Source organism: Microcoleus sp. MON1_C1 (assembly GCF_036701945.1).
In the GTDB taxonomy this organism is placed as follows: domain Bacteria; phylum Cyanobacteriota; class Cyanobacteriia; order Cyanobacteriales; family Microcoleaceae; genus Microcoleus.
Genome location: NZ_JAUBRO010000012.1, coordinates 38,878 through 65,392 on the forward strand (window position 1 = coordinate 38,878; position 26,515 = coordinate 65,392).

Genomic DNA, 26,515 nt, shown 5'->3' on the forward strand with positions numbered 1-26,515 from the left:
TGTTCCCCGGATTGCCTGCTGAGTCAACAGAGACGCGGGTGGTGGTGTTGGTTGACAAGTCGCGCACGAAGATGTCAGCACCGTTATTAGTGTCCCCCGGTACTAGGTTGGCAGCACTAGATGAAAACGCTACTCTCCGCCCGTCGGCTGAGATGGAGGAGGCAAAGGAGCGGTTGTTCCCCGGATTGCCTGCTGAGTCAACAGAGACGCGGGTGGTGGTGTTGGTTGACAAGTCGCGCACGAAGATGTCATCACCGTTATTAGTGTCCCCCGGTACGAGGTTGGCAGCACTAGATGAAAACGCCACAAACCTGCCGTCGGCTGAGATGGAGGGCGAGCTGGAATCGCCGAACCCCTGTTCGCCGCTGGAACTGACGGAGACACGGGTGGTGGTATTGGTTAACAAGTCTCGCACGAAGACATCGTAGTTATTGTTAGTGTCTCCTGGCACGAGGTTGGCTGCATTAGATGAAAACGCCACAAACCGCCCGTCGGCTGAGATCGAGAGATCGCCGGAGCCATTGTTCGCCTGATTGCCTGCTGAGTCAACAGAGACGCGGGTGGTGGTATTGGTTGACAAATCGCGCATGAAGATGTCGAGACTGTTGTTAGTGTCCCCCGGCACGAGGTTGGTGGCAACAGAAGTAAACGCCACAAACCGCCCATTGGCTGAGATGGAGGGGCTTAAGGAGCCACGGTTCCCCTGATTGCCTGCTGAGTCTACAGAAATGCGGGTGGTGGTATTGGTTGACAAATCGCGCACGAAAACATGGATATAGCCGTTAGTATCTCCCGGCACGAGGTTGGAGGCAACAGAAGTAAACGCCACAAACCTTCCGTCGGCTGAGATGGAGGGATTGCCGGAAAAGTTGTTCCCCGGATTGCCTGTTGAGTCAACAGAGACGCCGATGGTGGTGTTGGTTAGTATGTCGCGCACGAAGATGTCCTCGCTATTGTTAGTGTCCCCCGGCACGAGGTTGGACGCATCAGATGCAAAGGCAACAAACCTCCCGTCAGCGGAGATGGAGGGGCTTACGGAGTCACCGATCGCCCGATCGCCTGCTGAGTTAACTGAGACGAGATCAATAGTCATAAGTCCTCACATTAAAAGTGCAAATTTGGTAAATTGACGAGTGTTCGATCGCCCGTATTTTCTCACAAAACAGATTCGCGCGCTTGTATGGCGATCGACTAATGTTTCTGAATAGTTGCTGCCTATTTTTTCTAGGCTATTATCTCATTTGGGTTGGCTGTTGAAGTCAAAATTTGCTCAACCTGAGCCGGAGTTAGATTCGGATTTGCATTCAAAACTAAAGCCGCTACACCCGCCACGTGAGGGGCCGCCATCGATGTGCCTTCGTAGGTTTTGTAAGTGTTATTTGGAGTTGTAGAAAGGATATCTACTCCAGGTGCGACTACGTAATCCAAAGGTTTAGAACCTGCATCGTTAGAGAAGTAAGCCACTCTGCCATTTCGATCAATTCCTCCGACAGCAATTCCGAAGCGATCGGCATTTCTAGCTGGATAATCTGGTTGGCTGGAATAATCATTTCCTGCTGACATGACGACAACAGAGCCTTTGCTATTTGCATACTGAACTGCGTCCTCAATTACCTTGGAAGATAACCCATAATCGCTCACGCTGAGGTTAATTACATTGGCTCCATTATTAGCAGCATAGCGAATTCCTTCTGCAATATTATTGATGTTCCAGTTATACGAGTCCAACACCTTGACAGGCATAATCTTGGCATTGGGGGCAACTCCTGTGATGTGAAAACCATTGCTTTCGGCCGCGATCGCGCCTGCTACGTGAGTCCCGTGACCGTTCCAATCCATTGGGTTGTTGTCGTTCCACGCAAAATCCCAACCCCGGATATCATCTACATATCCATTGCGATCGTCGTCAATTTGGTTATTGGGAATCTCATCGGCATTCTGCCAAATATTGGCATCTAAATCGAGATGGTTGTAGTCAACACCGCTATCCACGACAGCTACAACAATCCCATTTCCGGTAATTCCTCCCTGCCAAACTTCCGGCGCATTTACCATGTCTCTTGCCCAATCATTCCCGCCCACATTGGGAACTTCGGGGAACTTAACTGGACTGTTAAAAGTGCGGGCTACTGCTGCATTTGCATCCACTAAACCGTATCCGTAATTGCTGCTAAAACCAGTAGCAGGCGTTGCAGCAAGATTCAGGTTGTAATTCTTATAGCCAGAGAAACTATAAACTGCGACATAGTAATCTCCAGGAGTCAGGTTGAAGAAATTTATCTCGCCGGATGCACCTGCTGAGGCATAATCGCGGCCAAGAAGTTCATCATAATCAGCCTCACCGTTGCGATTCTTATCTTGAATCAACTCGATACCGGCCCCATTCAAAACATCTATCCGCAAGCTTAAATCGCTATTGTTGTTAATAGTAAAGCGGTAATAATCATCGTTATCGTCAACTCCGACAAAATCATTGAATGTGAGGCGATTGTTATCAGCAACACCAATATTGCGTGCAGTGGCTAAGGAGTTGCCTGGATCTGATAAATCCAACTGAGAAGGCGTTCTCATTCCGGTTAGCGGCTCTGTGCCGGCAGTCATGGCTTCTGAATTCGATTTTTGTTGAACGGGAGATGTACTGCTAGTGGCTCGCTCGCTGCCTGAATAACTGAAAATCTCGCTATTTTGAGATACTATAAAATTTGCTATTTGTTGTTGTTCGTTGCTGCCGATCCCTGTCAAATTATCAGTGTCAAAGCCGTTGGTGGGGAGGCTGGCATTAAATTGATTGGATGCAGTGAAAAAATTAAGCTGACCGCTGTTACCAAAGGTTGTTAATGCTGCTGTGAGCTGCTGTTCGCGATCGCTTGCAAGTATACCCAGCGTACTTTCCATAAATTTGCTCCTGATAATTTGAGATTCACTTGGGTTTTGGGGAAAAAATACTTGATTTAAATGTATTACTTAACATCATGCCAGAGCCGAACTTCCAAGTCAAGTCATAAATTCCTTGCTTGAGTTCATAAAAGTCATAACCCTAAGTTCATAAAAGTCATAACCCTAAGTTCATAAAAGTCATCATGAGTAAGTTAAGTAGGTAATCGAAAAAAAAAAATTGTGGGAATTGTAGGGCGGGATTAGTTGAGGAGCTATACTATGAAATACTTTACTGTTGCACTCACGCGCCCTCCCCACTTTATGTTGATTTGTACCCACTTACTTATGCAGTTTCAAGCTGAAGCTGTTGTTTTTTCGTCAAGACCATTGCGATCCCTTTTTCGTAATAGGCTGCTTCGTTAATGAATACAGGGAAAACAGTAGATTCTCCTTTATAGGGGAGCGATTCTCCCGTAAAGGTGAGAAACATGGGCTCACCAGGATGTAAGGGTTCATAGTCTTTGAACTGAAGTTGGGGATGGATCGCGGCTTGCAGTTCACCTACTGAATTTCTGGGATAGTCTACTGAGCCGATCGCCTGATATACAGTTAAATGTGATTGTGCAGGAAGCCGTTTTCCCCGATTTTGTGCGTCGAGATAATCCAGAATGGCGTGAACCAGCATTTCGGTTTGCTGAAGCTGACGGGCGTTAATGACTCCCTGGGCGATGGGCCCAACTTCTATGGTGCAACCGAAAGCAGACAGCGATCGAAGCATTGGGGCATCCTGACCAGAATGCTCTCCCAAACAAACTCGCAGTGAGGGCTCGATCTCACTCAAATAAGCTAATAATTGCAAATTGAATGGATGTTTGCTAGATGGTAAAATAGTCAGCCCCATGTTGGCCGTTGTGCTGTGAAGGTCGATGATGACATCAGCTCCATGTTGGTCTTTAGGACATAGTTGGGCGGAGATTTCCTTAGCACGTCTGTCCTCGTAATCCCTCAAATCTGGGTTAGACAAATCTTCCTCGGTAAAGCAACGGTTCAAATCGCGATCGACATAACGCCGATTGAACTTTACCGCTTGAGGATTAGCTAATAGAGTAACCACCTCAAAGCTCGATCGTTTCAGTAAGTCTGGGAATTGTTGAAACTTCTTAATCAGATAAACCCCAGTCAACTCGTTTCCGTGGGTTCCTCCCACAACTGCAACTCGTCGAATTACTTGCGAAATCATGAATACTCCTCATTAAGCAATACTTAAATGGGTATTGCGTGCCGACATTTATAACTATTACTTTCAAGATAAAGAAGTTAGTGCTGTATGTCAAATACTATTTTTTATATAACAATATACTTAAAAAATATAGTATTTAATCCCCGTTACAAAAGAGAATGTAACTGTAGGCCCGTGCTCCAAACCAGGATAGTAATCATTCATTCCCAATCGTTCAATTCTCAAATCTAAAATCTAAAATCGTATAACCTATGGAACTTCGCCATCTTCGTTACTTCATTGCAGTGGCAGACGAACTGAGCTTTAGTCGCGCCGCAAAGCGATTGCACATTGCCCAACCCCCCCTAAGTCAACAAATTAAAGATTTAGAGGCTGAACTGGGTGTGAAGCTATTCGATCGCAAAAGTCACCCGATTCAGCTAACCCCAGCAGGACAGGCGTTTTTAGAAGAAGCTCGCGCAACTTTGGTACAGTTAGAACAAGCGGTACATAAAACCCAGCGCATCGATCAGGGTGAATTGGGTTATTTGACGGTGGGTTTTCCCAGTTCGATCGCGAATGGTGTCTTTCCAGAGATTCTGCGAACTTTTCGACAGCAATATCCAGAGGTACAACTGATTTTGCAGGAAGAACACAGTGCTTTCTTAATTCAGAGGTTGCGCGATCGCCAGACTGATATCATTTTTCTCTATCTCTACCACGATATTTCTGAAGCGAATGATTTAGAAACGATGTCTCTCACGCAAGAACCACTTGTCGTCGTTTTACCCAAAAACCATCCGCTTACAGCCCAATCCAAAATTTCGCTTTCCGACCTAAAGGATCAAGAATTTGTAATGCCCCTTCATCAGATTGTGGCTGGCTTATCTGAGGAAATTTACCATGTATGTTCGCAAGCAGGGTTTGTTCCTAAAGTTGCTCAAACAGCCGTGTTTATGGTCACAATTTTGGGATTAGTCGCAGGCGAAACAGGTATCAGCATTCTGCCATCTCACGTACAGAATATTCAACGCGAAGGAGTGGTCTATCGTCAGATTCAGGAACAAACGACAACCACTCAATTAACTGCTGTTTGGCGGCATAATCATTCGTCCACCATTTTGCAGCAATTCCTCAATATTATTAAACCCCTCTCAATTTATAGCAATCCTAAATGATTTGTGAGAAACAGGCATAGGTAAAAAGCTTTGAAAAGTCCAGCAAGTAAGCTGCGTTGCCATCAACAATCTGCAAGTTTTATCCAATATCTCGCAGATCCGCACCCTACAGATTAACACCACACAATATAGCTGCTACTCTAGTTCATGAACCTGGAATATGCGGTATTAACTGTTACTTGCCGCAATTGGCGAAAGTAGAAAACAGATTAATTTTTGTAACTCTCCACGCTTGTCATGTCTGCGCGCCAGCAAAAAGACTGTACCTAGTTATGCTTTTATCGCTGTCAACATAACTTTGCCAACTTCATGCAGCAACTGTTGGATACTAGCCTGGAAACTCCCTTGGTATAGGACTTACTTGCGAGCTCATGTTCCATCCTACTTGCTTGCTAAAATTTTGAATTTGACCTTGGCAAGTTCGACAACTATAACCGCCGACTTTCTGCCAAATTTCTAACTGCGAAGTCAATCCATATTTGCCATTGCTGGATTGCATCCACATCCCATCCGCGCGGAGGTTCGGACAAAACAGATTCGCGCGGTTGTATGGCGATCGACTAATGTTTCTGAATAGTTGCTGCCTATTTTTTCTAGGCTATTATCCCATTTGGGTTGGCTGTTGTGGTCAAGATATACTCAACTTGGGCCGAAGTAAGAGTCGGATTGGCATTCAAAACCAAAGCCGCTATACGCGCTACGTGAGGGGTTGCGATCGATGTGCCGGTGTAGGTTTCGTAGCTGTAATAGCGAGTTGTAGAAAAGATATCTAGTCCAGGTGCAACTACCTAATCCAGAGGTCTGGAACCTGCACGGTTAGAGAATTTATCTCTCCTGCCATTTATATCAATTCCTCCCACAGCAATTCAGCAGCGCTCGGTATTCATAGCTGGATAGTCTGGTGTACAATAGTCTGGACGATTGATCCAAAACGCTCTAATTTAATCACGACTCTCCGGGATTTGTGGTGGAAACAGTAGTGTTAGCGTGTCGCTAACGCAGGTAAGATGCCCCCACCACGGGAAGTTTTATTTTTATTTATTATCAACTCAAACTTAGGAGAGTCTTAATCGCTCGGTAAACTCAATTTTAATACCTGTCCAACTGATACCTCGTGCTTGTGCGTCGCTACTACCACGGCACCTTCTAATCGCGGATCGTAACATCCAACCCAAGCCGCAGGATGACATTCGTGTACTAAATACCCGTACAGCCAAATTGCTCCTCTACCTTCAATGACAATTCCTTGGCTGAATTGAACGTCTTGAGGAAGTTTCAAACCTTGTAAATCATTTGGCGTGATAATACCGTCTTGAGTTGTAATACGCAAGCGCAAATGTTGGTAAGCTAAACCGTCTTGAGTTTGATTGGGGATTATTTTTAATTCAATAGGATTCATTGGATGCACAAATGTTGAAGGCTGCGATAAAATCATATACCTTTTAGGGTAAATTGGGAATCCGATCGCCAACTTTGAGTCCCAATTGGGCCGCCCTTCCGCCTCTTAGTTCGATCACTCCGTCAACGGGAACATCCGGGCCGTAGTTGGGGCAGGTTTCGGTCAAACACGGCGGTACGTTAGGAATTATCGCCTGCACTACGCCTTCCCGCAGAAAAACCATATCGAGTTCAATCAATACGTTTTTCATCCAAAAACGCACGTTTCGCGCTGGTTCGATCGGGAAAAACATTCCTCTGTCCTCCGGTAATTCTGTCCGAAACATTAAACCTGTGGCTTGTTCTTGGGGAGTTTGCGCCACTTCCAGTCCGATCGCGCGATCGGCTATAGTCGTGTTAACCGAAATTGGCAAAAGCTGACCCCTATCTAGTTGGCCAAACAGCGAAATAAAGTTGGATTCAGTCAGATTAGAATTTCCCGAAACAACTCCTAAATATTTGCCCGAATTTTTATCTTTCATAATAGTTTGGTTGTCGGAAACAGAAAGCTCTAAATCGCTAAACTTCATGCCTTCTGTCAAGACAATTTTATCATTGCCGTTGCCAAAATCAGTTATTATATCGGCTTCAGTAATAGTAGATGCGGCGGCGGTTCTTTCAATCACAAATAAATCCTCCCCCGCGCCTCCTGTCAAGATATCCCCGCCTTCGCCGCCTATTAACAAATCGTTACCCCGATCGCCAAACATCCAATCGGAGTCTTGTCCTCCATAGATTGTATCGCTTCCCTGACCGCCAGACAGCGTATCAGCGCCTTCATTTCCTGCTAGCAAATCATTTTCCCGATCGCCAAAAATGCGGTCGTTTCCCCCCAAACCTTGAACAGTATCATTACCCGCAAATCCTCTAATCGTATCGTTGCTGAGAGCTCCCAGGAGAAAATCGAAGCCGAAACTACCGTCGATGTTAACCATTTTGCGTTTAATGATGCGTTTAATAGAATGAAGATTTGGCGATCGGCATCCGCCAACCGGTACCAAAAGCTCGATCGCTAATTTTCAAACCCGGGGCTGCTTGTCGCCGTTTAAACTCCGCTTGTCTGACTAATTTTACTACACGTTTAACCACCGCTTCATCGTGTCCTGCAGCGACAATTTGTTGGGCGGATTCGTGATTTTCTATCAACCGCTGCAAGATGTCATCCAAAACATCGTAATCCGGTAAAGAATCTTGGTCAATTTGTCCCGGTTTCAGTTCAGCACTCGGCGCTTTACTAATAATATTAACCGGAATAATTTCTTTTTCCAACTGGGTCTGATTTTTTACCTTCTCACTCCCAGAATTCAGCCACCGACAAAGCGAATAAACGCGAGTTTTGGGTACATCGGAAATCACCGCCAATCCCCCATTCATATCGCCGTAGAGAGTGCAGTAACCCACCGCCATTTCCGACTTATTCCCAGTCGAAAGCAGCAAATGTCCGAACTTATTAGAAATTGCCATCAACAGATTGCCTCGAATCCGCGATTGAATATTTTCCTCAGCAATCCCGAAAGTTGTGTTGACAAACAAATTGGCGAGAGTGCGATCGTAAGTTTTCATCAAATCGCCGATCGGCAATAGTTCGATCGCCATGCCCAGATTTCGGGCTAATTCTAAAGCATCATTAACCGAATGATCTGAACTATAAGGAGAAGGCATCAGCACCCCTAGAACATTTTCGGGCCCGATCGCGCAACTGGCGATCGCCGCCACCAAAGCCGAATCTATCCCGCCGCTCAAACCGAGTACAACCTTAGAAAAACCGCACTTGCGAACATAATCTCGCACTCCCAAAACCAAAGCCGCCCAAATTTCGGCATCTCCTTGTGCCGGGTGAAAACTTAAATCTGTTGTGGATCGGGCATCTTGCCCGATCCCGCCGCTGCCAACTAAATCTTGTTTAGCTGCGTCATATTCCAGCACCGCAAAATCAGTTTCAAAAGAAGCTAATACCTGAATTAAATCACCCTTTCGATTCACAGCAAAACTGCTGCCGTCAAAAATAATATCGTCATTTCCCCCTACCTGATTAGCGTAAATAATCGGTATCCCGCAGCGGATGACGCTGTGCTGCAACATCGCCGATCGCACTCCCCGCTTCCCCGCAGAATAAGGCGATGCCGACAAATTCAGCACTAAATCTACACCCAATTTTGCCAAATCGGAAACAGGATCGCCTGCGTAACTGCGTTTACCCCAAAATTCCTCATTGTTCCACAAATCTTCACAAATTGTCACGCCGATTTTTAATTCGCCAATATAAAAGTAATTGCTGTTTTCTCCCGGTTCAAAATATCTATCTTCATCAAATACATCATAAGTAGGCAACAAGCGTTTATAAAAAACTTGTTTGACGGCGCCATTCTGCAACAAAACAGCGCTATTAAACAATGATTTTCCGCCGAGTTTAACAGCATTAGCATTAGGTAAGGCAGTACCTGCTATGACTGCCAACTCCGGCGGCAAAGCTTGCGCCAGTTGCAGCAACTGTGCACCTGCATCTGCAATGAAACTCGGATTGATTAACAAATCGCGCGGCGGATAACCGATCAGGGAAAGTTCCGGTGTTAGCAATAAGTTTGCGCCCTCAACCTCAGCTTTTTTCGCAGCCTCCAGAATTAGGTTGGAGTTGCCAAAGATATCACCAATTGTAGGATTGAGTTGTGCGATCGCAATTTTCATATCACCAAATCACTTAATAAATATTGCTAACAATCCGCCCGCGCGGACTCACTTTCCTATAGTCCTAGATTTGAATCTAGCAAAAACTTACTTAGATTTGTAATGTTTCAACTCTTCCTCAATATAATAATTTACCAAATCCCGGTAAATATTTTCAACCACATCAGGATTCAAACCCGACTCTTTAGCCCACTCGCGCCGCTGCTGTAACATATCGTGAAAGCGATCGAACGCTTTAACGCTAGCTTCACTCGTTTTGAACCTTGCTGCAGCGATGACGTATTGAAATCTCTTGCTCAAAGCCTCGATCACTTCTCGATCGATAATATCAATTTCCTCCCGAACTTCGTGAATATTAGCGCATTCATCAGGGTCTTTCATAGCCTGCACTCCTTAATAGCTTCTATTCTAATGTTACTAAATTGCTCCCCGAATGTCATCCAAGGAACAGCTAAATAAACACCAGCGGCTTATTTTTGAAAGGAGCAAAAGCGGCCGCATCAAAGCGGTACAAACTAGCAGGGCGGCCAGCCCCGCGCGAAACCTTAACACCGGTATCGCACAAAAAACCCAATTTTAACAATCGAGATCTAAAATTAGAATAATCCGAAAAACTTTCCCCCAAAATAGTTGTATAAAGCTGATACAAATCGCTCAAAGTAAAAAGCTCCGGCAAAACTTCAAAAGCTACCGGACTGTATTCAAGTTTGTTACGCAGTCGCCGGTATCCGTATTCGAGAATTTGATTGTGATCGAAGGCAAGCTGTGGAACTTGTTGCACGGGATACCAAGCAATGCCGCCGACGCGGTGGCCCACACCCGCCACTACACTCCCAGCAATTAACTCAGCTTCCTCAAAGCGAACCAAAGCAAAATAACTCACCGAAAGATAGCGATCGCCCCTGGTAAGTTCCCGAGGATCGCGCCCCGGTTCTCCGAAAGTATACAATTGCTCCAGATACAAATTTTTTACCCGAATTTTCTCAGACAAAATTCGGTAAGCCGCATTTTCAAGAGACTCTCCGTCCCGCACCAAAGTACCAGGAAGACTCCAAGAATCGATAAACGGTTCGTCTTGCCGCATTACCAACAGCACCAACAAGCGGTTCTGCACGGCATCGACGGAGAAAATCACATTATCTACTCCTACTTTAAAGTCAGCTAATGAGCAACCTTCGCCCTTTTTCGTGCCTCGTGCCATGCGTACAAATGCTCCCTATTGATGTAATCTTCGATGGTCGGAGTCAGAGCTTCCCTGTCTCCTGTTTCCCGATAGGAAGTAGAAGAAACATTGGGAGCACTCAAAGATGCGATCGCCACGTCTGCACCCATCCGCCTCAACTGCCACAAATCTAATTGTTCGGAGGGATAACCGGGTCGCGGTACTATCAGCAAGTCCACTTGTTTTAACAATTGTTCAAATTTGTACCAGCGAGACAGTTGCCCCACCAAGTCCGAACCTATTACCAGCGTCAAATCTGCATTCGGCCACAGCAATCTTGCTTGTTCCACAGTTTCTAGCGTCCTCGGACTGCTGAGTTCTGGATGCAAGCAAAGATTGTGTCTGGGCGAATTAATTTCTTGAATCATTAACAGCAGCATTGCCGATCGGTGTTCTAGAGAAGTTTGGTGCGACTTAAAAGGATTGTCCGACGCCCAAACTGCTACCCAATCAAAATGTTGGGAAAGCCAACTCAGAATTGTTTTGTGTCCTGCTGTGGGTGGATCGGCACTGGTTCCAAAAAGAGCAATCTTCTGCATAGGGAATCGGTAATGAGTAATGGGTAATGGGTAATTGTTGACTGTTGACTGTTGACTGTTGACTGTTGACTACTGACTAATGACTCTTTTGGGTTTTTTGGGTGAGACTCTGCAAATCTGGAGAAATTTCCACCTGCGGCGAAATTGGGTTGTCAAGTTGGCGAGTTTCGGGTCGAAGACTGGCGACAGAAGCAGCCGTTCGTTTGGCGATATCGTCCAAACTTTCCTCGTTCTGGACTCGTTTGCCGTCCTTGACAACCAATTTCATTAATGGTATAGAATCGCAATTTTTAATATTTTCTCCTGACAATGCCAAACAATCTCCGAGAATTTGCCCATTTTCAATATGTCTAAAAATTTGCTTTCTTCCTGGATATGTTACCTTGCCGCTTGCCTCTTTCATCACCGGAATTCCGTCAATTTCCACCAACTTATAAACACCGTTGACAGGGGAACCGCTGACCAACTTGGTTCCCAAACCGTAACCGTCAATGCAAGCGCCGCTACTTTTTAATTTCGCAATTTCTCGATCGTCCAAATCGCCGCTAGCAAAAATTGGAACGCCCGGAAGGATCGATCGAACTTCCCGAGACAGCACCGCCAAATCGCCCGAATCCAGCCGCACGCCTTCCAACTGCATTTCACCGCTGTTTACTCGATCGGCCAACATCCGCGCCGCCGCCACAGTATCATAAGTATCGATCAGCAGCGGCGCCCCCGGAAAATAGCGGTGAAAAGCTGCAAACGCCTGATTCTCGCTGCCTTCGAGGGCAGCGACAGCCATTACCAAAGCATGGGCGATCGTACCGACAGGCTTGCGGCCCAACTTCAAAGCAGCCAAAACATTAGAAGTTCCGTCAAATCCCGCAGCCAGAGCAGCCCTAGCCGCCCAAACAGCAGCTTGAGGCCCAAAAGCCCTGCGCGTCCCGAATTCAAGCAACTTAGCCTCCGGGCCCGCCACATCGCGCAGCCGCGCTGCCCGCGTCGCAATCAAAGTTTGATAATTTATGGCATTCAATAAATAAGTTTCCACTAACTGAGCCTGCCACAGAGGAGCCTCAATTCGCAGCAGAGGCTCGTTGGCAAACACCGCCGTCCCCTCCGGCACCGCCCAAACATCGCCAGTAAAGCGGGCTGTGGCGAGTAAAGTCCAAAATCGCTCCGGGGCGCCGGCAAAAATCCCAGTGGACTGCAAAGCCTGAATTTGCGCCGGCGAAAACCGAAATTTCTCCAAATAATCGAGAACTTGGGCCAAACCCATCGCGATCGCGTAGCCAAAACCCTCTGGCAGCCTGCGCGCGAACAACTCAAAACTCGCGACCCGCCCGTCGAGCCCTTCCCCAACATAACAAGCGGCCATCGTTAGCTGGTAGAGATCGGTCAAAAGGCTGTAATCTGCTGAAGAAACCGTCAGTTCCCGGTCTTCTAAGATTTCTTCAAAACCTGTGAGCTGCAGGCTTTCTGTGGTAGTTTTCATAAGAAAAACCCCGGACAAACTTCTTTTTTTTAATTATAGTGACAAACACCATATCTTTTTGTAAATCTTTGATAAAGATTACATATATTTGTCGGAGAAATTCGCTTATTATGCCCTTTCATAGCGGATTTCGGTTAATTTGTACATTAATATTATGGTAAAACCAATATAAATATTTAATTTAACAAACTCAGGAATTAAGCACAAACACTCAAGCGTTCCCGGTTTTTTGCGAAAATATTTCCTTGCAGCCTTTGAATAGAGTTAGAAAACCCGGTTTCTGAGCGTCGGGAGGGCGATCGCGACAGCTTGAGTTGACCAAGGAAAAATCTACCAGCAAAAGGTCGATCGTCCAACAATGCGTAATTCCTAAAACCTTCAGCTTGCTTCAATGTTGCAGACCAATAAGTAATTCAAATAAATATTGCTAAAGTCATCCATAGCCCAAAAATCAGAGTAATCTAATAAGTATCAGAACCCAGATTAAGAGAGGCAGATTCTATGAATCTTTCTAAATCTTTGGCAAACGCGATGCGTTACGTTTCGGAAGCAGCGGTGCGGATTTTTAGCCCCAGCGATGACAACTATCCAAATAGTGGAGTTCAACCTTTTGAAGGTAAGCTCTCCAAAACTTCTAAATCGAGAGACTGAACAGCCATTCACGCAGTTTCTAGCGAGTTCGGCACAGGCATTCACTTTAACAGTCAACAGTTAACAATTAATTGTTGACTGTTAACTTTTGACTTTTGACTTTTGACTTTGACTGTTAATAGTAATTGTAGGTGGGGTTTCCCTTCCTTCTACCCAACCTACAATTACCAATCACCAATTACACTGAACTTCCCCAATTGACAAAAGGTATATTCAGTGTAGAGTAAGCTTTTGAAATAAAGATTTTGGCGTGGCTGATTTAGGGTATGAAAGGCTAAATATGCAAGTCATAGAAACCAGTATTCACAAAACTTCGGGATTTTCAAGTGATTTTTTTCATACCCTGATTAAGCAACGCCGACGTGAAGATTTCTGAGTTGAAAGCGAATTCTCAGGTTAAACAAGCTCAAGGCGAAGCTGAGTCGATTCGGGTGAAGGGAAATGCTCAAGCTGAAGCTTATCGCGCGGGTGTTGTGGCTTTGGGAGGTTCCGGTTATACGGCTTTGCAGTTAATGCAAATTATAGGCGATCGCAACGTGCGAGTTGTGCCAGATGTTGCGGTAACAGGGAACGGTAGCGGCGGCGGTTTGGTTGATGGTTTGCTGGGAATGATGATGTGGAATCAAACGAGCAAAAATGGAGAAAATGGCGGCGAGTTGCCGGTAGTTAACCTACAGAAATCGGAACCTGCGGCCAAGTTATCAGTAGCCCAGGTGAATTCTGTTAAGCCGCCGGCATCTCGCGCTAATTCCCCTGTTGCGAATTCTGAGGCTGATATTGATTCGCGGTTTGATGAATTGCCGTTTGACGATCGATCTTTTAGTTAGGCTGGGCAGTTTGTATTGAGGACTTCAGTCCTCTCTTATCGAAAGGGGGTATTACCAGTTTGTAGTTGGGCGCGATACCTAGCCCAAAGTTCAGGTAATCTCCTCAATCCAAGGTCAGCATTAGCTGACCTTGGTTAGAGTTAAAAACTCAACTTTTAACCATCTATTTTTGCGAAGACTTTTTATCCACTTAAAACTTAATTGACAGGGCGATTTTCCAATGCTAGCCTACGTAGAATTAAAGTTTAATTATTTAGCAATGAGAGTAATTTATGCAACTTTTAATGATGGATTTAGATACATTTTCTCAGGCGAGTTTTTGGGGGTTCGCTGCCTTAACAGCCTATATTCTCACACTGCTTCCCACCAATTTGATAATTGTTTTCCCTGTTACAAAAACAACGGGATTTCCCCAATGGCTGCTGAAATATCGTCGCCTCATTGGTCTGCTCTCTTTCTTTTTATCTGTACTTCACGGATTCATATTTTTCAAACAAAGAAACTTTGATATCTTTGATATCAAAACTTATTTTGTTTACTTCCAGGGAGTAGCAACATTCATTATTTTTACTCTTTTGGCTATCACCTCTAACGATTGGAGCGTGAAAAGACTTAAGAAAAATTGGAAAAATTTGCAGCGTCTCACTTACCTTGCTATGTTTTTATTAACCTGGCATATCTTGGATAAAATGGCCAATCACTGGACATATTTAACGCCTGTTGGAATTGCAGCTATAACCGCCATACTACTTTTATTCATCGCTCGAATATTGAATCAGCGCCATCTAAAAAAGAAAAAAATAAGTCAACCGAAGGCAAAGTAACAGTGCTAAACAAGAGTGTTGGAGAGGATTTGTAAAAGCTAGAATGCAGCAGAAACTTCCGCCATAAATTTCTTAAAGTGAAATCGGGAAGTTTATTTTATATAAACTGAGTGTGGGAGCTCGTGTTTATGAGATCAAAAGCAGTTAAAGGGAAAATTTTGGCCTTCACATTAACAGCAGTTGTAACTGCGGCGGGCATCGGCTGGTATAGGTCTTTTGCGGAATTGGAAACAACTGTATCGCAGTTTAAATCGGGGCTGTTAACTCAATATTCTACCAGTTTTAAAGATAATTCTGGGTGGATTTACGCGATCGCACTCAGTCCCGACGGCAAAACTTTAGCCAGCGGCAGTTATCGCGGCCTTATCAAAATCTGGAGCTTGCAAACCGGCGAATTGCTTTACACCTTAAAAGCACATACCGATGCAATTGAATCCCTAGCCATTAGTCCTGATGGCAATGTTTTGGCTAGCGGGAGTTGGGATAACCGGATTAAATTGTGGAATCTCAAAACTGGCATACTCATCAATACCTTGAAAGGTCATGCGGATGATGTCAAGGCAATAAGTATCAGTCCTGATGGAAGGTTACTCGCTTCTGGAAGTACCGACAAAACTGTAAGGTTGTGGAATTTTTCCGATGGGAAACTACTCAGCACACTTCCAGATACAGACTGGATTCAATCTGTCGCTTTTAGCCCGGACAGTAAAATTTTAGCAAGCGGCAGCGAGAATGGAACTATTAAGATTTGGTGGCTTGATGATGGCGGCAATTACACCCTCACTGGGCATTCTGGGTCGGCGAACTCAGTTGCATTCAGTCCTGACGGCAAAACTTTAGCGAGTGGCAGTGCGGATAAAACTGTTAAGCTGTGGCAGTTTACAAAGGGCAAAGTTTTGCATACATTAACAGGGCATTCCGGCCCGGTGCTGTCAGTTGCTTTTAGCCAGGATGGACAGGCTTTAGCTAGTGGCAGCTACGACAAAACTATCAAGCTGTGGAAGTTGACAACGGGCGAACTAATGACAACTTTTGCGGCTCATTCTAAGCCTGTTTGGTCTGTCGCTTTTAGCTCTCAAAATCCTGTTTTAGCCAGCGGTAGCGCAGATGAAACTATTAAGCTTTGGCCTGTACCTGTCCCGATTGCGACTCAGGTTAATTCTCCAGCACCAGAGGTAGAGGCAGCACCGTCGGAAATTCTCTCCCCCGGTGAAATTGCACAGTTGAACCGGAAAGTTTACGACCAAATTGACAAGAGTTGGCGCTCGACTCCCACCTTCAAAACTTCATTAGTTTATCGGGTTGCCGTGAATGAAGAAGGGGTAATTATAGATTGTCAGCCGCTGAACCAAGCAGCGGCTGATTTTATTGAAGAAGTTTCTCTTTCTTCCTTTCGCCAGGGTGGTAAACCTCAGCATTTTTATCAATTTAAGGTAGTGTTAAAACCCTCTGGGGTGCTTGAGGTCAGCCCGTGGTAAGGGTGGAATTACTCATACTAATTTTTTCACAAATTATGTGAAATTAAATTTTTTTAAAGTACTGACGCGCTCGATATTATTGTCTTCAGGTTCTTCCTTATTCATCCTTTTCTATCACTCATAACTCTTGATGCAATTCATCGCTCTTGAGAACTTTGTACCGATCGCAGTACAATCGATCGATATTGCATCTGAGGAATCTCCCATGTCAGAACCGTTTTCTACTGAGATTAGCGATCGCATCTGCACTCACATGAACGAAGACCACGCTAGTGCTGTCGTGCTATACGCTCAAGCATTTGGCGACCAACCAGAGGCAACAGAAGCTCAAATGCTGGCTATTGATGCCAACGGCATGGATTTAACCGCTAAAGTCAACGACGAAACAGTGCCTGTCAGAGTTAAGTTCGATCGCACTTTAAAAGACGCCGAAGATGCTCACCACACTCTCATTGAAATGGTGAAACAAGCTCGAAAAGTTGCTAAGTAGTCACTTGCGGACTATCCTGTTATAATTTTAACGTTCGCAGTACAGACTTTAGTCCGCTTAAATAGTTGTTAAGGACTCAAGTCCTTACTACAAACCTTGACTCCGGTTAAATCCTTTTTAAGGGCTAAAGTCCTGACTGCCAACAAAATATTTAATAAAGTTGAATATACATCTAAAATATCAAATAAAATGACCGAAAATTACCCTCAATCCCGAGAATTAGATACCGTCAAGGGCAGTAAAAATAACCACTTCGACGCCCTGGTAAAGCGAATAGATTTGATGATTCGCGCCCGCTATTCGCTGCTGTACATTGTCGGCGTCGAGGAGGAACCGATCGAGGCTGTAATTGCCCAAGTAGCGCTGCAAGTAACTCCCGCGCGCCGAGTATTGTTCTGGGATCTCGTCCGCGGCTGGGAAGATAATGCTTCTGGGAAAGGTTCGGTAATGGCGGCGCTCGATCGCGTCAGCAAAACTGCTGTTGAAGAATATACCATATTTGTTCTGCGGGATTTGCACCCTGTTTTGAAATATCCATACAGCGAAAAAAATGCGGCGGTAGTGCGGGAATTGCGGAATTTAACGCGGGAATTGAAGCGCAGCAAAAAAACTATAGTTCTTACTTCTCACACGCTGGAATTGCCGGAGGAATTGAAAGAAGAAATAACAGTAATTGATTTTCCTTTGCCCAACGTCCAAGAAATCGACAGTTTAATTTCCCACGTTGTGGAAAAGCCGCAACAGTTGCAAGTTAGCGGTTTAGCAAGGGAACAGTTGGTTAAAGCTTGTCAGGGTTTGAGCCGCGCTAGAATCGGGCGGGTTTTGGCTAAAGCTTTGGCCGCCAAACAGCAAATTAACGAGTCAGATATTGACGGAGTTTTGGAGGAAAAACAGCAAGCAATTCGCCAAACGGGCATTTTGGAGTTTTTCAACTCCCGAGAATCCCTAAAAAGTGTGGGCGGATTGGAGAATTTGAAGCAATGGGTAAAGATGCGGCAAGATGCTTTTACTGACGAAGCCCGTCGCTACGGCATACCGAATCCGAAAGGAGTTTTGTTAGTAGGAATTCAAGGAACGGGCAAATCTTTATCTGCGAAAACAATAGCCTCAGAATGGCGTTTGCCGCTGTTGCGGTTGGATACTGGGAGATTGTTTGGCGGCGTGGTCGGGGAAAGCGAAAGCCGCGTCAGGCAAATGATACAATTAGCAGAGGCGATCGCACCTTGCGTTTTGTGGATCGATGAAATAGATAAAGCCTTCGGCAACATTATCAGCGGTAGCGACGGCGATTCGGGAACTTCGCGCCGGGTATTCGGCAGTTTGATTACTTGGATGCAGGAAAAAACCAGTCCGGTGTTTATCGTCGCAACTGCAAATAACGTCAGGATTTTGCCTGCAGAGTTGCTTAGAAAAGGCAGGTTTGATGAAATTTTCTTTTTGAATTTGCCCTCTGAATCGGAACGGCAAGATATTTTTAAAGTGCATTTGCAGCGTTTGCGGCCAACTAGATTGCGCGAGTTTGATTTGGGAGTTTTGGCAAAACGCGCTGAGAATTTTAGCGGTGCAGAAATTGAGCAAGTGGTAATAGATGGGTTGTATCGGGCCTTTGGAACGTTTGTAAACGGACAGCGCCGGGATTTGATGACCGAGGATATTTTGAGGTCGATCGAGGATACTGTACCTTTAGCTGCGATCGCGCGATCGCAAATTGAAGATTTGAAGCGCTGGGCGGCGGAAGCGGGCGCGAGAACAGCATCTAACGATACTCACTTAATTGATGAATTGAAACGCTACAGCCAGCGGCGAAGGGATGCGATCGACAATTAACCCCACTTGTAGGGTGCGTCAGTTAAGGTCTAATTAATTCTCCCAAAAATCCCATCAGACGCACCTTCCTAATCGCATGGTGCGTCAGTTCATGGCAGATTAATTCTCCCAAGTATCTCCCCTTCTGACGCACCCTACTACTGCTAGTAGCCTACAAGAGTTTATGGACAGTTATCTTAAACCTTTTTAGCGAAGACAGCGCCACTACAAACCTAACCTAAAAATATCCGCAAGAATACCATTTTTCTCAACCATTCTCCCGGCATCCGGCGAATCATAAACCACTAACAGCGAATTCTGCTCCCCCAAATATGGAAACAGGCTCAACCCCTCAGCATTGTCCGTACCAACCTTAAAAGGCAAGTCAAACAATACCTCCAAATCTCCCCCATCTTGTCCAGTAATACTGTCGCCCGAGCGCCCTAAAATCCCCTTTAACCGAAAAACCCTCATCGCCCCCGATAAAGTCATCGTCGGCCCGGCTAAAACAATCAAATCTTCCCCCTTCCAGCACAATTCTCGCACCCCCAAACCGTTCAAATCAACAAAATGTTTCTTGTAAAACTTGCCGGATTCACCAATAGCCTTTAGCTTTAAAACCCCCTGTTTAGACTCTTGCACTTCTATTTCTAAAATTATCGCCCAACCCCGCAGTACAGGTCCGCGTAAACCAAGAAAAATCCGATTGCCGCGCACCGCCAATCCTTCAATATCAAAACCATTTTCTTTACTCGGAATCGGCACCGATAAAAATAGACCGAGATGGCTGTCATCTTTCAGCGCATCAGTCAGCAAATTCCCCGTTTTGGTCGGCTGAAGGTATCCCGCTTTCAGTTGGTTTTTGGGATTTTCAGGATGGGAAATTGACTTGCACAAACTCCCGTTTTTTACAGGAATTCGTGCCAGCAAATAACGGTTGACCTCCGTCTCTATTTTTGCTAAATTTTGAATGTCTTTATTCGGGTCTTGGCCTTTAGCTTTCTTGCGTTTGGTGCTGTGAGAAGCCACAAACCAAAGATAATCGCTGTTGAAATCAATTCCTTCAATATCGATTTCACCAGCTTGTTCGGAAAAATCGATAAAATCCGCGATCGCAAATCTTTGATGTTCTCCAAAAACATGAGGCCCGACAGGCGACAAACGCTCGATCGAAGTCGTTTCATCGGAACCCAGCCACAAATGACCATCGGGAGTTAAAGCAACAGCGGATAAGTCTGTAATAATATCAGCCGCTTCGCTGTTGAATTGCAGCAGCAGCCGGCCGAGCAAAAAAGATTCTGGCATAATTATTAGCACCAAAACTATTCTTAGGGTAAGTCATTATAGCTAAAGTTGCTTGAAACTGATATCTTGCCACAGTTGTAATACTCAGCCGGGGGATTAATTCCCCCTCTCAAAGCTTGCATTCGGTTAAAAGTGAGATGTTGCACGATTTTCAATAAGGCTTTTATGGGCGGGCTAGGAGCAACTGCCCACAAGAAAGAAAATTCATCTGTTGTGGAACAGGCATCTTGCCTGTTCATGACAGAGGTGCAAGATGTGAGTTAAAACCCATTGAAAATTAAAACAGAAAACTAAAACAAATATCCTCCTCAAGCCTCATAGCGAGAACTTCCGTTTTGAGATAGGGATTTTTAACCCTTGGCGGGGCCAAACCGCAGTCGGCGGTGATTATTCCGCAAACCGAACCTCCACAGACGGATAACACCCTAATTGAAGCATTAACATCGCCGTTACCTTTCGTTACGATAAGGAGACAGAGAGAAAAACCTCTCATTCGTAAAATTAGAGGTAGCCATTATGAACGGTACATTTCGCGTCGGCAACCTGTTTGGGATTCCCTTCTTTGTCAACGCATCTTGGTTTTTAGTTCTGGGTTTAGTAACCTGGCAGTACGGCGGCGCACTAGCTGCCCTGTTTCCCACATTGGGCCCCGTAGCGCCCTGGATGCTGGGATTATTCACAGCGTTACTGTTATTTGCTTCCGTCTTAGCCCACGAATTAGGACACAGTTGGGTAGCCATTAAACAGGGAATTGGCGTGAAATCGATTTCGCTATTTCTGTTTGGCGGACTGGCTAATTTAGAAAGAGAATCTAAAACCCCAGCCGAAGCATTTTGGGTAGCCATTGCAGGCCCGTTGGTCAGCTTATTGTTATCCGGTTTGTTAACAGCGATCGGCATCGGTGCTGGTCTCACAGGCCCCGCAGGCGCCATCGTCGGACTTTTAGCTTCGATCAACTTAGTTTTAGCCTTATTTAACTTAATTCCCGGTTTGCCCCTCGACGGTGGCAACATCCTCAAAGCGATCGTCTGGAAAATTACTGGCAACCCTTACAAAGGTGTAATTTTTGCTAGCCGCGTCGGTCAAATAATTGGTTGGATTGCCATTGCTACAGGCGTATTCGGCAATATTTGGAATCTAGTAATCGGTTGGTTCTTACTGCAAAATGCCGGTCAATCTGCCCAATATGCCACAGTCCAAAATAAACTGGCAGGGCTGACAGCTGCAGATGCTGTGACCCCCGAAAGTCCGATCGTCTCCCAAGACTTGTCCCTCAGAGAATTTGCCAACAACTACGTGATCGGTAGCACTCAAACCTGGCGCAGGTTCCTGGCAACAGATGATGCCGGACAATTGGTAGGGGCGATCGACCTAGACGACCTCAAAACCATTCCTACCGGAACTTGGCCCCAAATTTTAGTGAAAGAACTCCTGAAGCCGATCGAATTTTCCACAACCGTCAAACCCGAATTATCTCTCCTCGAAGTCGTCACCCTCCTGGAACAACTTAAAGTACAAGAACTCCCCGTCATTCGCGAAAATGGCGTCCTCGTAGGACTTGTAGAAAAAGCTGAAATTGCCCGCCTGCTACAAAGACGAGCCGAAGCGAACCCTGCTTGATATTCTCAGATACTTGACAAATAACAGTTAACCCCCTCGATTTCCGCTTACCAAAAAGGCGATCGGGGGGGTTAACTGTAGCTGGACAAAAGCCAAGTGAAACACTAAATTATTAGCTCCAAATCAAGGATGATAACTATAATAGTGTATTGATCATCTGAGCGAGGACGCTATGCCATCTCAGCACTTTTCCTCTCAATCCGAAACAACAGAGTCAAAAGTTCTGCCTGCTCTGACAAACAATGTATTACCAGAGGATCTCGCCCCTCAGCCAACAGCTCAATTACACAAATCAGCGCTGACGGTTTCCGCAGCTCAAGATATCATTTACAAATTTTTTATATATCACATCAAAAACTCGGCTTCAGAAGTAGTTTTGCAACAATTTCAAAACATATTTATCCAATTGATTCCTCCAGCTAACCCCACATTAATTCAAGCTTTAGACACAATAATTCAATTTGACTCTCAACTAGAATTTAACTACTTATTTAAACGCTGCATTTACATCTTATTAAATAACTGGGTCACTCAGAAACAATACCAACTGGCTCGCGACTTAATTAACATTATTAGAGATAGAACCCTTAGGGAACCCCACCCCGACAATTGTCTCAAAATACTGAGAGTGTGGCTGACCAACTTTCTCAGCAGCAAAGACTATGAAGAGCTAAAGTTATTTGTATTAAAGTACGACGACTACCAGCCACTACAAAATCACTGGACTTCTCGCTATCAGCCTTATTTGCTAGCCGCTCAATATCTAGATGCTAAAAACACCCCCGAAGAACGCCAAGCTGCCAGACTATTGTCGCAGCAGCTCAAAGAAAAATACAAGTTTGACCTAGCAATGTATACCTCTCGCTCTCAGTCTGCTACATCCCAATTAAATAATTATCATAATCCCACACTTTTAGGAGATGAAGCCCTGCGTTTAATCAAAATAATTTTGGTCAGCCGCGGCTCCTTAAACTATCGCAGCTTAGCAAATATTTTTCTTAGAGAAACTCAAAATATTACTTACAAGCAGTTTAAGGACTATCTAATTAAGTATTTATTTAATTACCAATCTAAACTTTTACGTACTGATATTTACCAAGTGAGAATAATTAATATTTTAGAGACTTTTCATCCAGAAAATGACGGAGACACTTTGAGCACTGGCCTGCAGCTCAGAACTTGCAATTATCTAATCAAATGTTTGACTGTGGAAAATTCCGGGAAACCAACATCCTTATTTCTACTGTTCGCCACTCAACTAAATCCTTTAACACTAGCAATTATAATTCTCAAATTTATTTTAATTTCACCCCATTCTAGAACCTACTTAGAACTTTGTTGTGCCAGATTAATTCAATACTATCAAGATGACTCGGCTACTGAATGTGAGTGGCTCATTAATTTTTTAGAATTGAGCCAGATTGCTATAACTATTTATGGAGACAATGTTCAGTATAATTTAGTGAATATGTCAGACAAGCATGAAGAAGAGCAGTTGTTGATTGATATCAATAACTGTAGAATTTTTTCTCAACATAAACAAATCATAAAATATCAAGATTAGTCATCAGTCATCATTCATCAGTCATTAGCTGCGCCTGGCGCGCCCGACAGCAAGTTTATAGGATAAAGTTTTCCGGGAACAGTGTTCGCTAATTTATATAAGTTTGATAAGCTTGTGGTAGCTCTTCGGCGCTAGTATCGGGCATTTCTCCCCTACCCAATATTTGCTCTGGCGCCGAATTGATGAAAATAACTGCGCCGCCCGGAGTTATCGTCGAGACTCCAACAGGCAGATTTTCTACCAGTTGGACAAATTTTTATTCACTTTGTGCCAAAGCTGGAAAAAACTTTTTCAGTTGAGCTGCCCTCTCGTTGAAAGACTGCGCTAATTCGCCGACTTCATCAAGCCTACTGACAGTAACAGCACGCACTTTCAGGCGGCGAGATCTTTAGCTGCTTCCTTGAGCAGCAGCAGCGGCAGCGTTACCCACCTAGCTGCCAGCACTCCACCAATTGTCGATAGCAGTAGCGCCGCCCAACAAAGTAAAATTGTAGTGCGCGTATTTTTGTTAATTTGCCCCATGAAATCGGATTCGGGAACTGCGATCGCAATCAGCCAGTTCAAACCGTAAACATCAGAAAACGGCAGCACTTCCACAAAATCTTCCTGCCCGTCTCCCCTAAATTTCAGTTGCTGCCGCTGCTTAATGTCGCCAAAGCCCTCGAAGTGTTCGTACAAATATTTAGCTGCGGTGCGAATGACAGGAGTTTGGCTGTCTAAAACATTCACCCGCTGCAGTTGCTGCTTTCTTGGCATCTTTCTAAAGGGTGATTCTTGACTCGAACTGGCAACCAGCAAGCCCGATCGTTCGATCGCGAAAATTTGTCCCGTTTTGCTAAGCTTGATGCGATGGAGATATTGCTAAAGCCCCGAGAGCGAAAAGTCTACGGCACTACCTCCCAGCAATTTACCGATTTCGCTCGCGAATCGGTTGGCTGGCAGCAATAAACACAGTCCCGCGAGTAAAACCAGGATAAATACTCGTCCAAATCGCTTTGTTTGTTCGCTGCGACAGCTTCTTTGTACCAGAGGCGCAGGCGGGCATCGTAGGTTGCCGGTTCTGCCTTTAATTTAGCGGTGCGCGTGCCTAGGCTGTCTGTAGCTTAGTATATGTTGTGAGAGTTGGTAGACTTGTTAGCTGCGACAATTTGCAAGCTGTTATCCGTGGGTTGCGCCAAATGCCGAGATATTCTCCTGATTTTTCAGCACCGAAGGATATCCATTGAATGCTTTTAAAACATCGCATTTGCTGCCAGAGGAACTTCTCTCCCCGAGGCTGGGACTTTTATAAGTGTAAGTTTAATTCAGCGCGGTCGATCGCTTCAGCGTTAAGTTTATTTACCCACTGGGTAGGTTCGAGAAAAGAAATCAGCTTTTCTTCAACTCTCTTCCCCGTCTCCGCAATCAATTTCTCGGCGAGCTCTTCGACTGCTTTGTCTCCGTTGCCAAAGGGCGAAAGGACAGATGCCCGACAATCCCGACTGCGGCGACGATTTGCAGCACAAAAGAGGCCACTAGAAGGCGACGCAGGGAGATTTTTGTTTGGTGTTGAGAAGTTTTACTCGCGAATCGGGGCAACGGCATAGGCTGGTGACTAATTGCTCCCTAACACTTTAACTGTTCCAGCCTGTAATTTCACTTAGGGGCGATCGAGGTGTTTCCTTTCCCTCAAAACCCCTCCCACACAGACACAAATCATGAGCAAGCACGAGACTTATACAATTTTAGATTTTAGATTTTAGATTTTAGGTTAAATAATTGGGAATGAATCATGAAGCTCGTGCTTTCGAGCTTCGCTACAGTTGCATTCTTTTTTTCAACTGGTATGACGCACTGTTAGCTGAGAATACCTCTGCCATTTTCTTGCTTTGGTGGGTTTCCTAGCTCAACCAAACCTAATTCTTCCTTCAAACCTCTTCGGTTCCTCAATTACATCCGTTAAATCCCGTACACAATTGGCTGCAGAACTTCTCTTTAACAGCTACGCGGAAAATCCCCCGCTTGTCCACACGGATATAGCGAGGGGCGAGAATAGGTATTCTCGGAAAATATAAAGTGGTGGCACTGGCTTTTGTCGAGCCATTGCCATCTATAGAAGCCATACTTTTTTAGGCTCACAGAAAGATTTCAGAGCCAACTCTCTGCTTGCAGTCAATGCTTGAAGTCAAACCCACCAGTTCAAGCAAGAAGTCAAAGCAAGTCGTAAAAGCCTAGGATTCTTCTTCTTCTTCTCGATCGATTTGGCGCAAGTGAATGTGCTTACGTCCCAGAGAGATTTCAAATTCATCTCCCGGCTGGAGTTCCATTTGTTTGGTGTAGGCGGCTCCAATCAGTAAGTTGCCGTTAGATTGAACGCTAATCCGATAGCTGGCCGAGCGTCCGCCGCGTCCGTTGCCGTTTTGCTTCCCGTCTAGCTGAATGCCTTCTGCATCAATCAGCGCATTCAGGAATTTCATCATGTTGACCCGTTCTACGCCGTTTTTGGTAACGGTGTAGTAGCCACAGGCTCTAGCTTTTTCTTCCTTGGTAAGGTTCTCTAGGTCTTTGACCTTTTTGATCAGACCTTCACCTTCAAGGGGTTCGATATTTTTCCTTTTAGCCATTTACTGAGTCCTGAAATATTCAACTGGTGTACGGATTTTTTCTCGGTTGGTTTTTTGTTTGGCCAAGAAACTTTAGCTTTATAGCTGGTCGTAAAACCATATTACACCGATCGGCTCAATTGTTAACCACTATTATCTAAATATTTTTAACAACCTGCAGTCTTTCTTGAGGAGTAGCTGCAGCCGGTGCGAGCAATCTCTAAAGTCGGTAGCATAAGCTATCAGCTATCAGCTAGCTGAATATTTGCCCCGCTCTTAAAATCCCATGAAGTTAACCACACGCGGACACTACAGTGTCAAAGCATTACTGGATCTAAGTTTGCAACCTCGCTTTGGCCCGACATCGGTGAAATCGATAGCGAAGCGACAGGAGTTACCTGCTCCGTATCTAGAAAAATTGCTGATTGAAATGCGACGAGCAGGTTTAGTCCAATCTGTTCGGGGTGCCCAAGGAGGATATCAATTAGCCCGCCAGCCAGCTCAAATCTCTTTAGGACAAATCTTAGAGGCTGTAGGTGAAACTATTGAACCTTTACCTCGACATTTTCCCGATGCGACGCAAGCAGAGGACTGGGTAACATTCAGTTTGTGGAACCGATTGCACAAAAAACTTGCCGAAGCGCTGTACAGTATTTCCCTCGAAGACTTATACTATGATGTCCGCAGTTGGCAAGCGGCTCTTGGGGAAGAAACTAGCTTTATCATTTAAATGG

25 protein-coding genes and 1 pseudogene are annotated in these 26,515 nt (G+C 45.0%); 11 read left to right on the forward strand and 15 right to left on the reverse strand.

Annotated features, from left to right (window positions below):
- The 3 genes from QUA62_RS09010 to QUA62_RS09020 all read right to left on the reverse strand — a co-directional run.
- The coding region (locus tag QUA62_RS09010) for a TolB family protein (protein WP_445301647.1) at positions 1 to 1,093 on the reverse strand (1,093 nt) is incomplete at its 3' end.
- A 131-nt stretch (positions 1,094 to 1,224) separates the two neighbouring features.
- Positions 1,225 to 2,895, reverse strand: a complete 1,671-nt coding sequence (locus QUA62_RS09015; protein WP_333403501.1) for a S8 family peptidase — start codon at positions 2,893 to 2,895, stop codon at positions 1,225 to 1,227.
- Positions 2,896 to 3,220: 325 nt separating this feature from the next.
- Complete coding sequence (locus QUA62_RS09020) at positions 3,221 to 4,117, reverse strand: aspartoacylase (RefSeq protein ID WP_333403502.1); 897 nt, start codon at positions 4,115 to 4,117, stop codon at positions 3,221 to 3,223.
- Positions 4,118 to 4,368: 251 nt separating this feature from the next.
- Between QUA62_RS09020 and QUA62_RS09025 the strand changes: the two genes are divergently transcribed.
- Positions 4,369 to 5,274: a LysR substrate-binding domain-containing protein gene (locus QUA62_RS09025; RefSeq protein WP_190658967.1), complete on the forward strand. Its 906-nt coding sequence runs from the start codon at positions 4,369 to 4,371 to the stop codon at positions 5,272 to 5,274.
- Positions 5,275 to 5,602: 328 nt separating this feature from the next.
- Here QUA62_RS09025 and QUA62_RS09030 read toward each other — a convergent pair whose 3' ends face one another.
- The 9 genes and pseudogenes from QUA62_RS09030 to QUA62_RS09070 form a co-directional block, all read right to left on the reverse strand.
- The gene (locus QUA62_RS09030) at positions 5,603 to 5,779 is read right to left on the reverse strand and encodes a GUN4 domain-containing protein (protein WP_333403503.1); all 177 of its coding nucleotides are present in this window, start codon (positions 5,777 to 5,779) and stop codon (positions 5,603 to 5,605) included.
- Positions 5,780 to 5,867: 88 nt separating this feature from the next.
- A pseudogene (locus QUA62_RS09035) lies at positions 5,868 to 6,050 on the reverse strand (S8 family serine peptidase); the annotation flags it as partial.
- Positions 6,051 to 6,340: 290 nt separating this feature from the next.
- Positions 6,341 to 6,673, reverse strand: coding sequence for a CRISPR-associated ring nuclease Crn3/Csx3 (gene crn3 / locus QUA62_RS09040; protein WP_006635328.1), 333 nt, complete (start codon positions 6,671 to 6,673; stop codon positions 6,341 to 6,343).
- Between the two features lie 43 nt (positions 6,674 to 6,716).
- On the reverse strand, positions 6,717 to 7,646 hold the full coding sequence (locus QUA62_RS09045; RefSeq protein WP_333403504.1) for a DUF192 domain-containing protein: 930 nt from the start codon (positions 7,644 to 7,646) through the stop codon (positions 6,717 to 6,719).
- A gap of 19 nt (positions 7,647 to 7,665) precedes the next feature.
- Positions 7,666 to 9,396 carry an NAD+ synthase gene (locus tag QUA62_RS09050; protein WP_333403505.1) on the reverse strand — a complete coding sequence of 577 codons (1,731 nt, stop codon included), beginning with the start codon at positions 9,394 to 9,396 and terminating at the stop codon, positions 7,666 to 7,668.
- 87 nt (positions 9,397 to 9,483) lie between these two features.
- Positions 9,484 to 9,777 (reverse strand): isochorismate lyase, encoded by a 294-nt coding sequence (locus QUA62_RS09055; RefSeq protein WP_190658973.1) that lies wholly within the window; start codon positions 9,775 to 9,777, stop codon positions 9,484 to 9,486.
- A gap of 70 nt (positions 9,778 to 9,847) precedes the next feature.
- Positions 9,848 to 10,597 carry an NrtR DNA-binding winged helix domain-containing protein gene (locus QUA62_RS09060; protein ID WP_333283248.1) on the reverse strand — a complete coding sequence of 250 codons (750 nt, stop codon included), beginning with the start codon at positions 10,595 to 10,597 and terminating at the stop codon, positions 9,848 to 9,850.
- Complete coding sequence (locus tag QUA62_RS09065) at positions 10,558 to 11,157, reverse strand: nicotinate-nucleotide adenylyltransferase (protein ID WP_333217882.1); 600 nt, start codon at positions 11,155 to 11,157, stop codon at positions 10,558 to 10,560. The genes QUA62_RS09060 and QUA62_RS09065 overlap by 40 nt, the downstream gene beginning before the upstream one ends.
- A gap of 76 nt (positions 11,158 to 11,233) precedes the next feature.
- Positions 11,234 to 12,634 (reverse strand): nicotinate phosphoribosyltransferase, encoded by a 1,401-nt coding sequence (locus tag QUA62_RS09070; RefSeq protein ID WP_333403506.1) that lies wholly within the window; start codon positions 12,632 to 12,634, stop codon positions 11,234 to 11,236.
- Between the two features lie 501 nt (positions 12,635 to 13,135).
- Here QUA62_RS09070 and QUA62_RS09075 point away from each other — a divergent pair.
- The 6 genes from QUA62_RS09075 to QUA62_RS09100 all read left to right on the forward strand — a co-directional run bounded on the left by QUA62_RS09075 (position 13,136) and on the right by QUA62_RS09100 (position 18,731).
- A complete protein-coding gene (locus QUA62_RS09075; protein ID WP_006635335.1) occupies positions 13,136 to 13,285 on the forward strand; it encodes a hypothetical protein in 150 nt (49 codons plus the stop codon).
- Positions 13,286 to 13,647: 362 nt separating this feature from the next.
- Entirely contained in the window at positions 13,648 to 14,112 is a 465-nt protein-coding gene (locus tag QUA62_RS09080) for a hypothetical protein (protein WP_039887846.1), read from the forward strand.
- Positions 14,113 to 14,396: 284 nt separating this feature from the next.
- On the forward strand, positions 14,397 to 14,936 hold the full coding sequence (locus tag QUA62_RS09085) for a ferric reductase-like transmembrane domain-containing protein (protein ID WP_333403507.1): 540 nt from the start codon (positions 14,397 to 14,399) through the stop codon (positions 14,934 to 14,936).
- 128 nt (positions 14,937 to 15,064) lie between these two features.
- Positions 15,065 to 16,414: a WD40 repeat domain-containing protein gene (locus QUA62_RS09090; protein ID WP_333403508.1), complete on the forward strand. Its 1,350-nt coding sequence runs from the start codon at positions 15,065 to 15,067 to the stop codon at positions 16,412 to 16,414.
- A gap of 130 nt (positions 16,415 to 16,544) precedes the next feature.
- A complete protein-coding gene (locus QUA62_RS09095) occupies positions 16,545 to 16,904 on the forward strand; it encodes a DUF2470 domain-containing protein (protein ID WP_333218195.1) in 360 nt (119 codons plus the stop codon).
- Positions 16,905 to 17,093: 189 nt separating this feature from the next.
- Positions 17,094 to 18,731 carry an AAA family ATPase gene (locus QUA62_RS09100; RefSeq protein ID WP_333403509.1) on the forward strand — a complete coding sequence of 546 codons (1,638 nt, stop codon included), beginning with the start codon at positions 17,094 to 17,096 and terminating at the stop codon, positions 18,729 to 18,731.
- A 204-nt stretch (positions 18,732 to 18,935) separates the two neighbouring features.
- Here QUA62_RS09100 and QUA62_RS09105 read toward each other — a convergent pair whose 3' ends face one another.
- On the reverse strand, positions 18,936 to 20,015 hold the full coding sequence (locus tag QUA62_RS09105) for a DUF3616 domain-containing protein (RefSeq protein ID WP_333403510.1): 1,080 nt from the start codon (positions 20,013 to 20,015) through the stop codon (positions 18,936 to 18,938).
- A gap of 516 nt (positions 20,016 to 20,531) precedes the next feature.
- Here QUA62_RS09105 and QUA62_RS09110 point away from each other — a divergent pair.
- Together QUA62_RS09110 and QUA62_RS09115 are read left to right on the forward strand one after the other, a co-directional pair.
- Entirely contained in the window at positions 20,532 to 21,635 is a 1,104-nt protein-coding gene (locus QUA62_RS09110; protein ID WP_333403511.1) for a site-2 protease family protein, read from the forward strand.
- 172 nt (positions 21,636 to 21,807) lie between these two features.
- Complete coding sequence (locus QUA62_RS09115; RefSeq protein WP_333403512.1) at positions 21,808 to 23,199, forward strand: hypothetical protein; 1,392 nt, start codon at positions 21,808 to 21,810, stop codon at positions 23,197 to 23,199.
- Between the two features lie 372 nt (positions 23,200 to 23,571).
- On the opposite strand, the gene QUA62_RS09120 is transcribed toward QUA62_RS09115, so the two are convergent.
- Positions 23,572 to 23,955 (reverse strand): hypothetical protein, encoded by a 384-nt coding sequence (locus QUA62_RS09120; protein WP_333403513.1) that lies wholly within the window; start codon positions 23,953 to 23,955, stop codon positions 23,572 to 23,574.
- An 18-nt stretch (positions 23,956 to 23,973) separates the two neighbouring features.
- Here QUA62_RS09120 and QUA62_RS09125 point away from each other — a divergent pair, with 18 nt between their 5' ends.
- A complete protein-coding gene (locus QUA62_RS09125) occupies positions 23,974 to 24,147 on the forward strand; it encodes a hypothetical protein (RefSeq protein WP_333403514.1) in 174 nt (57 codons plus the stop codon).
- A gap of 1,262 nt (positions 24,148 to 25,409) precedes the next feature.
- Here QUA62_RS09125 and QUA62_RS09130 read toward each other — a convergent pair.
- Positions 25,410 to 25,802 carry an AbrB family transcriptional regulator gene (locus QUA62_RS09130; RefSeq protein ID WP_333283270.1) on the reverse strand — a complete coding sequence of 131 codons (393 nt, stop codon included), beginning with the start codon at positions 25,800 to 25,802 and terminating at the stop codon, positions 25,410 to 25,412.
- A 265-nt stretch (positions 25,803 to 26,067) separates the two neighbouring features.
- Between QUA62_RS09130 and QUA62_RS09135 the strand changes: the two genes are divergently transcribed.
- Positions 26,068 to 26,511, forward strand: a complete 444-nt coding sequence (locus tag QUA62_RS09135; protein ID WP_190656033.1) for an Rrf2 family transcriptional regulator — start codon at positions 26,068 to 26,070, stop codon at positions 26,509 to 26,511.
- Positions 26,512 to 26,515 lie beyond the last annotated feature (4 nt).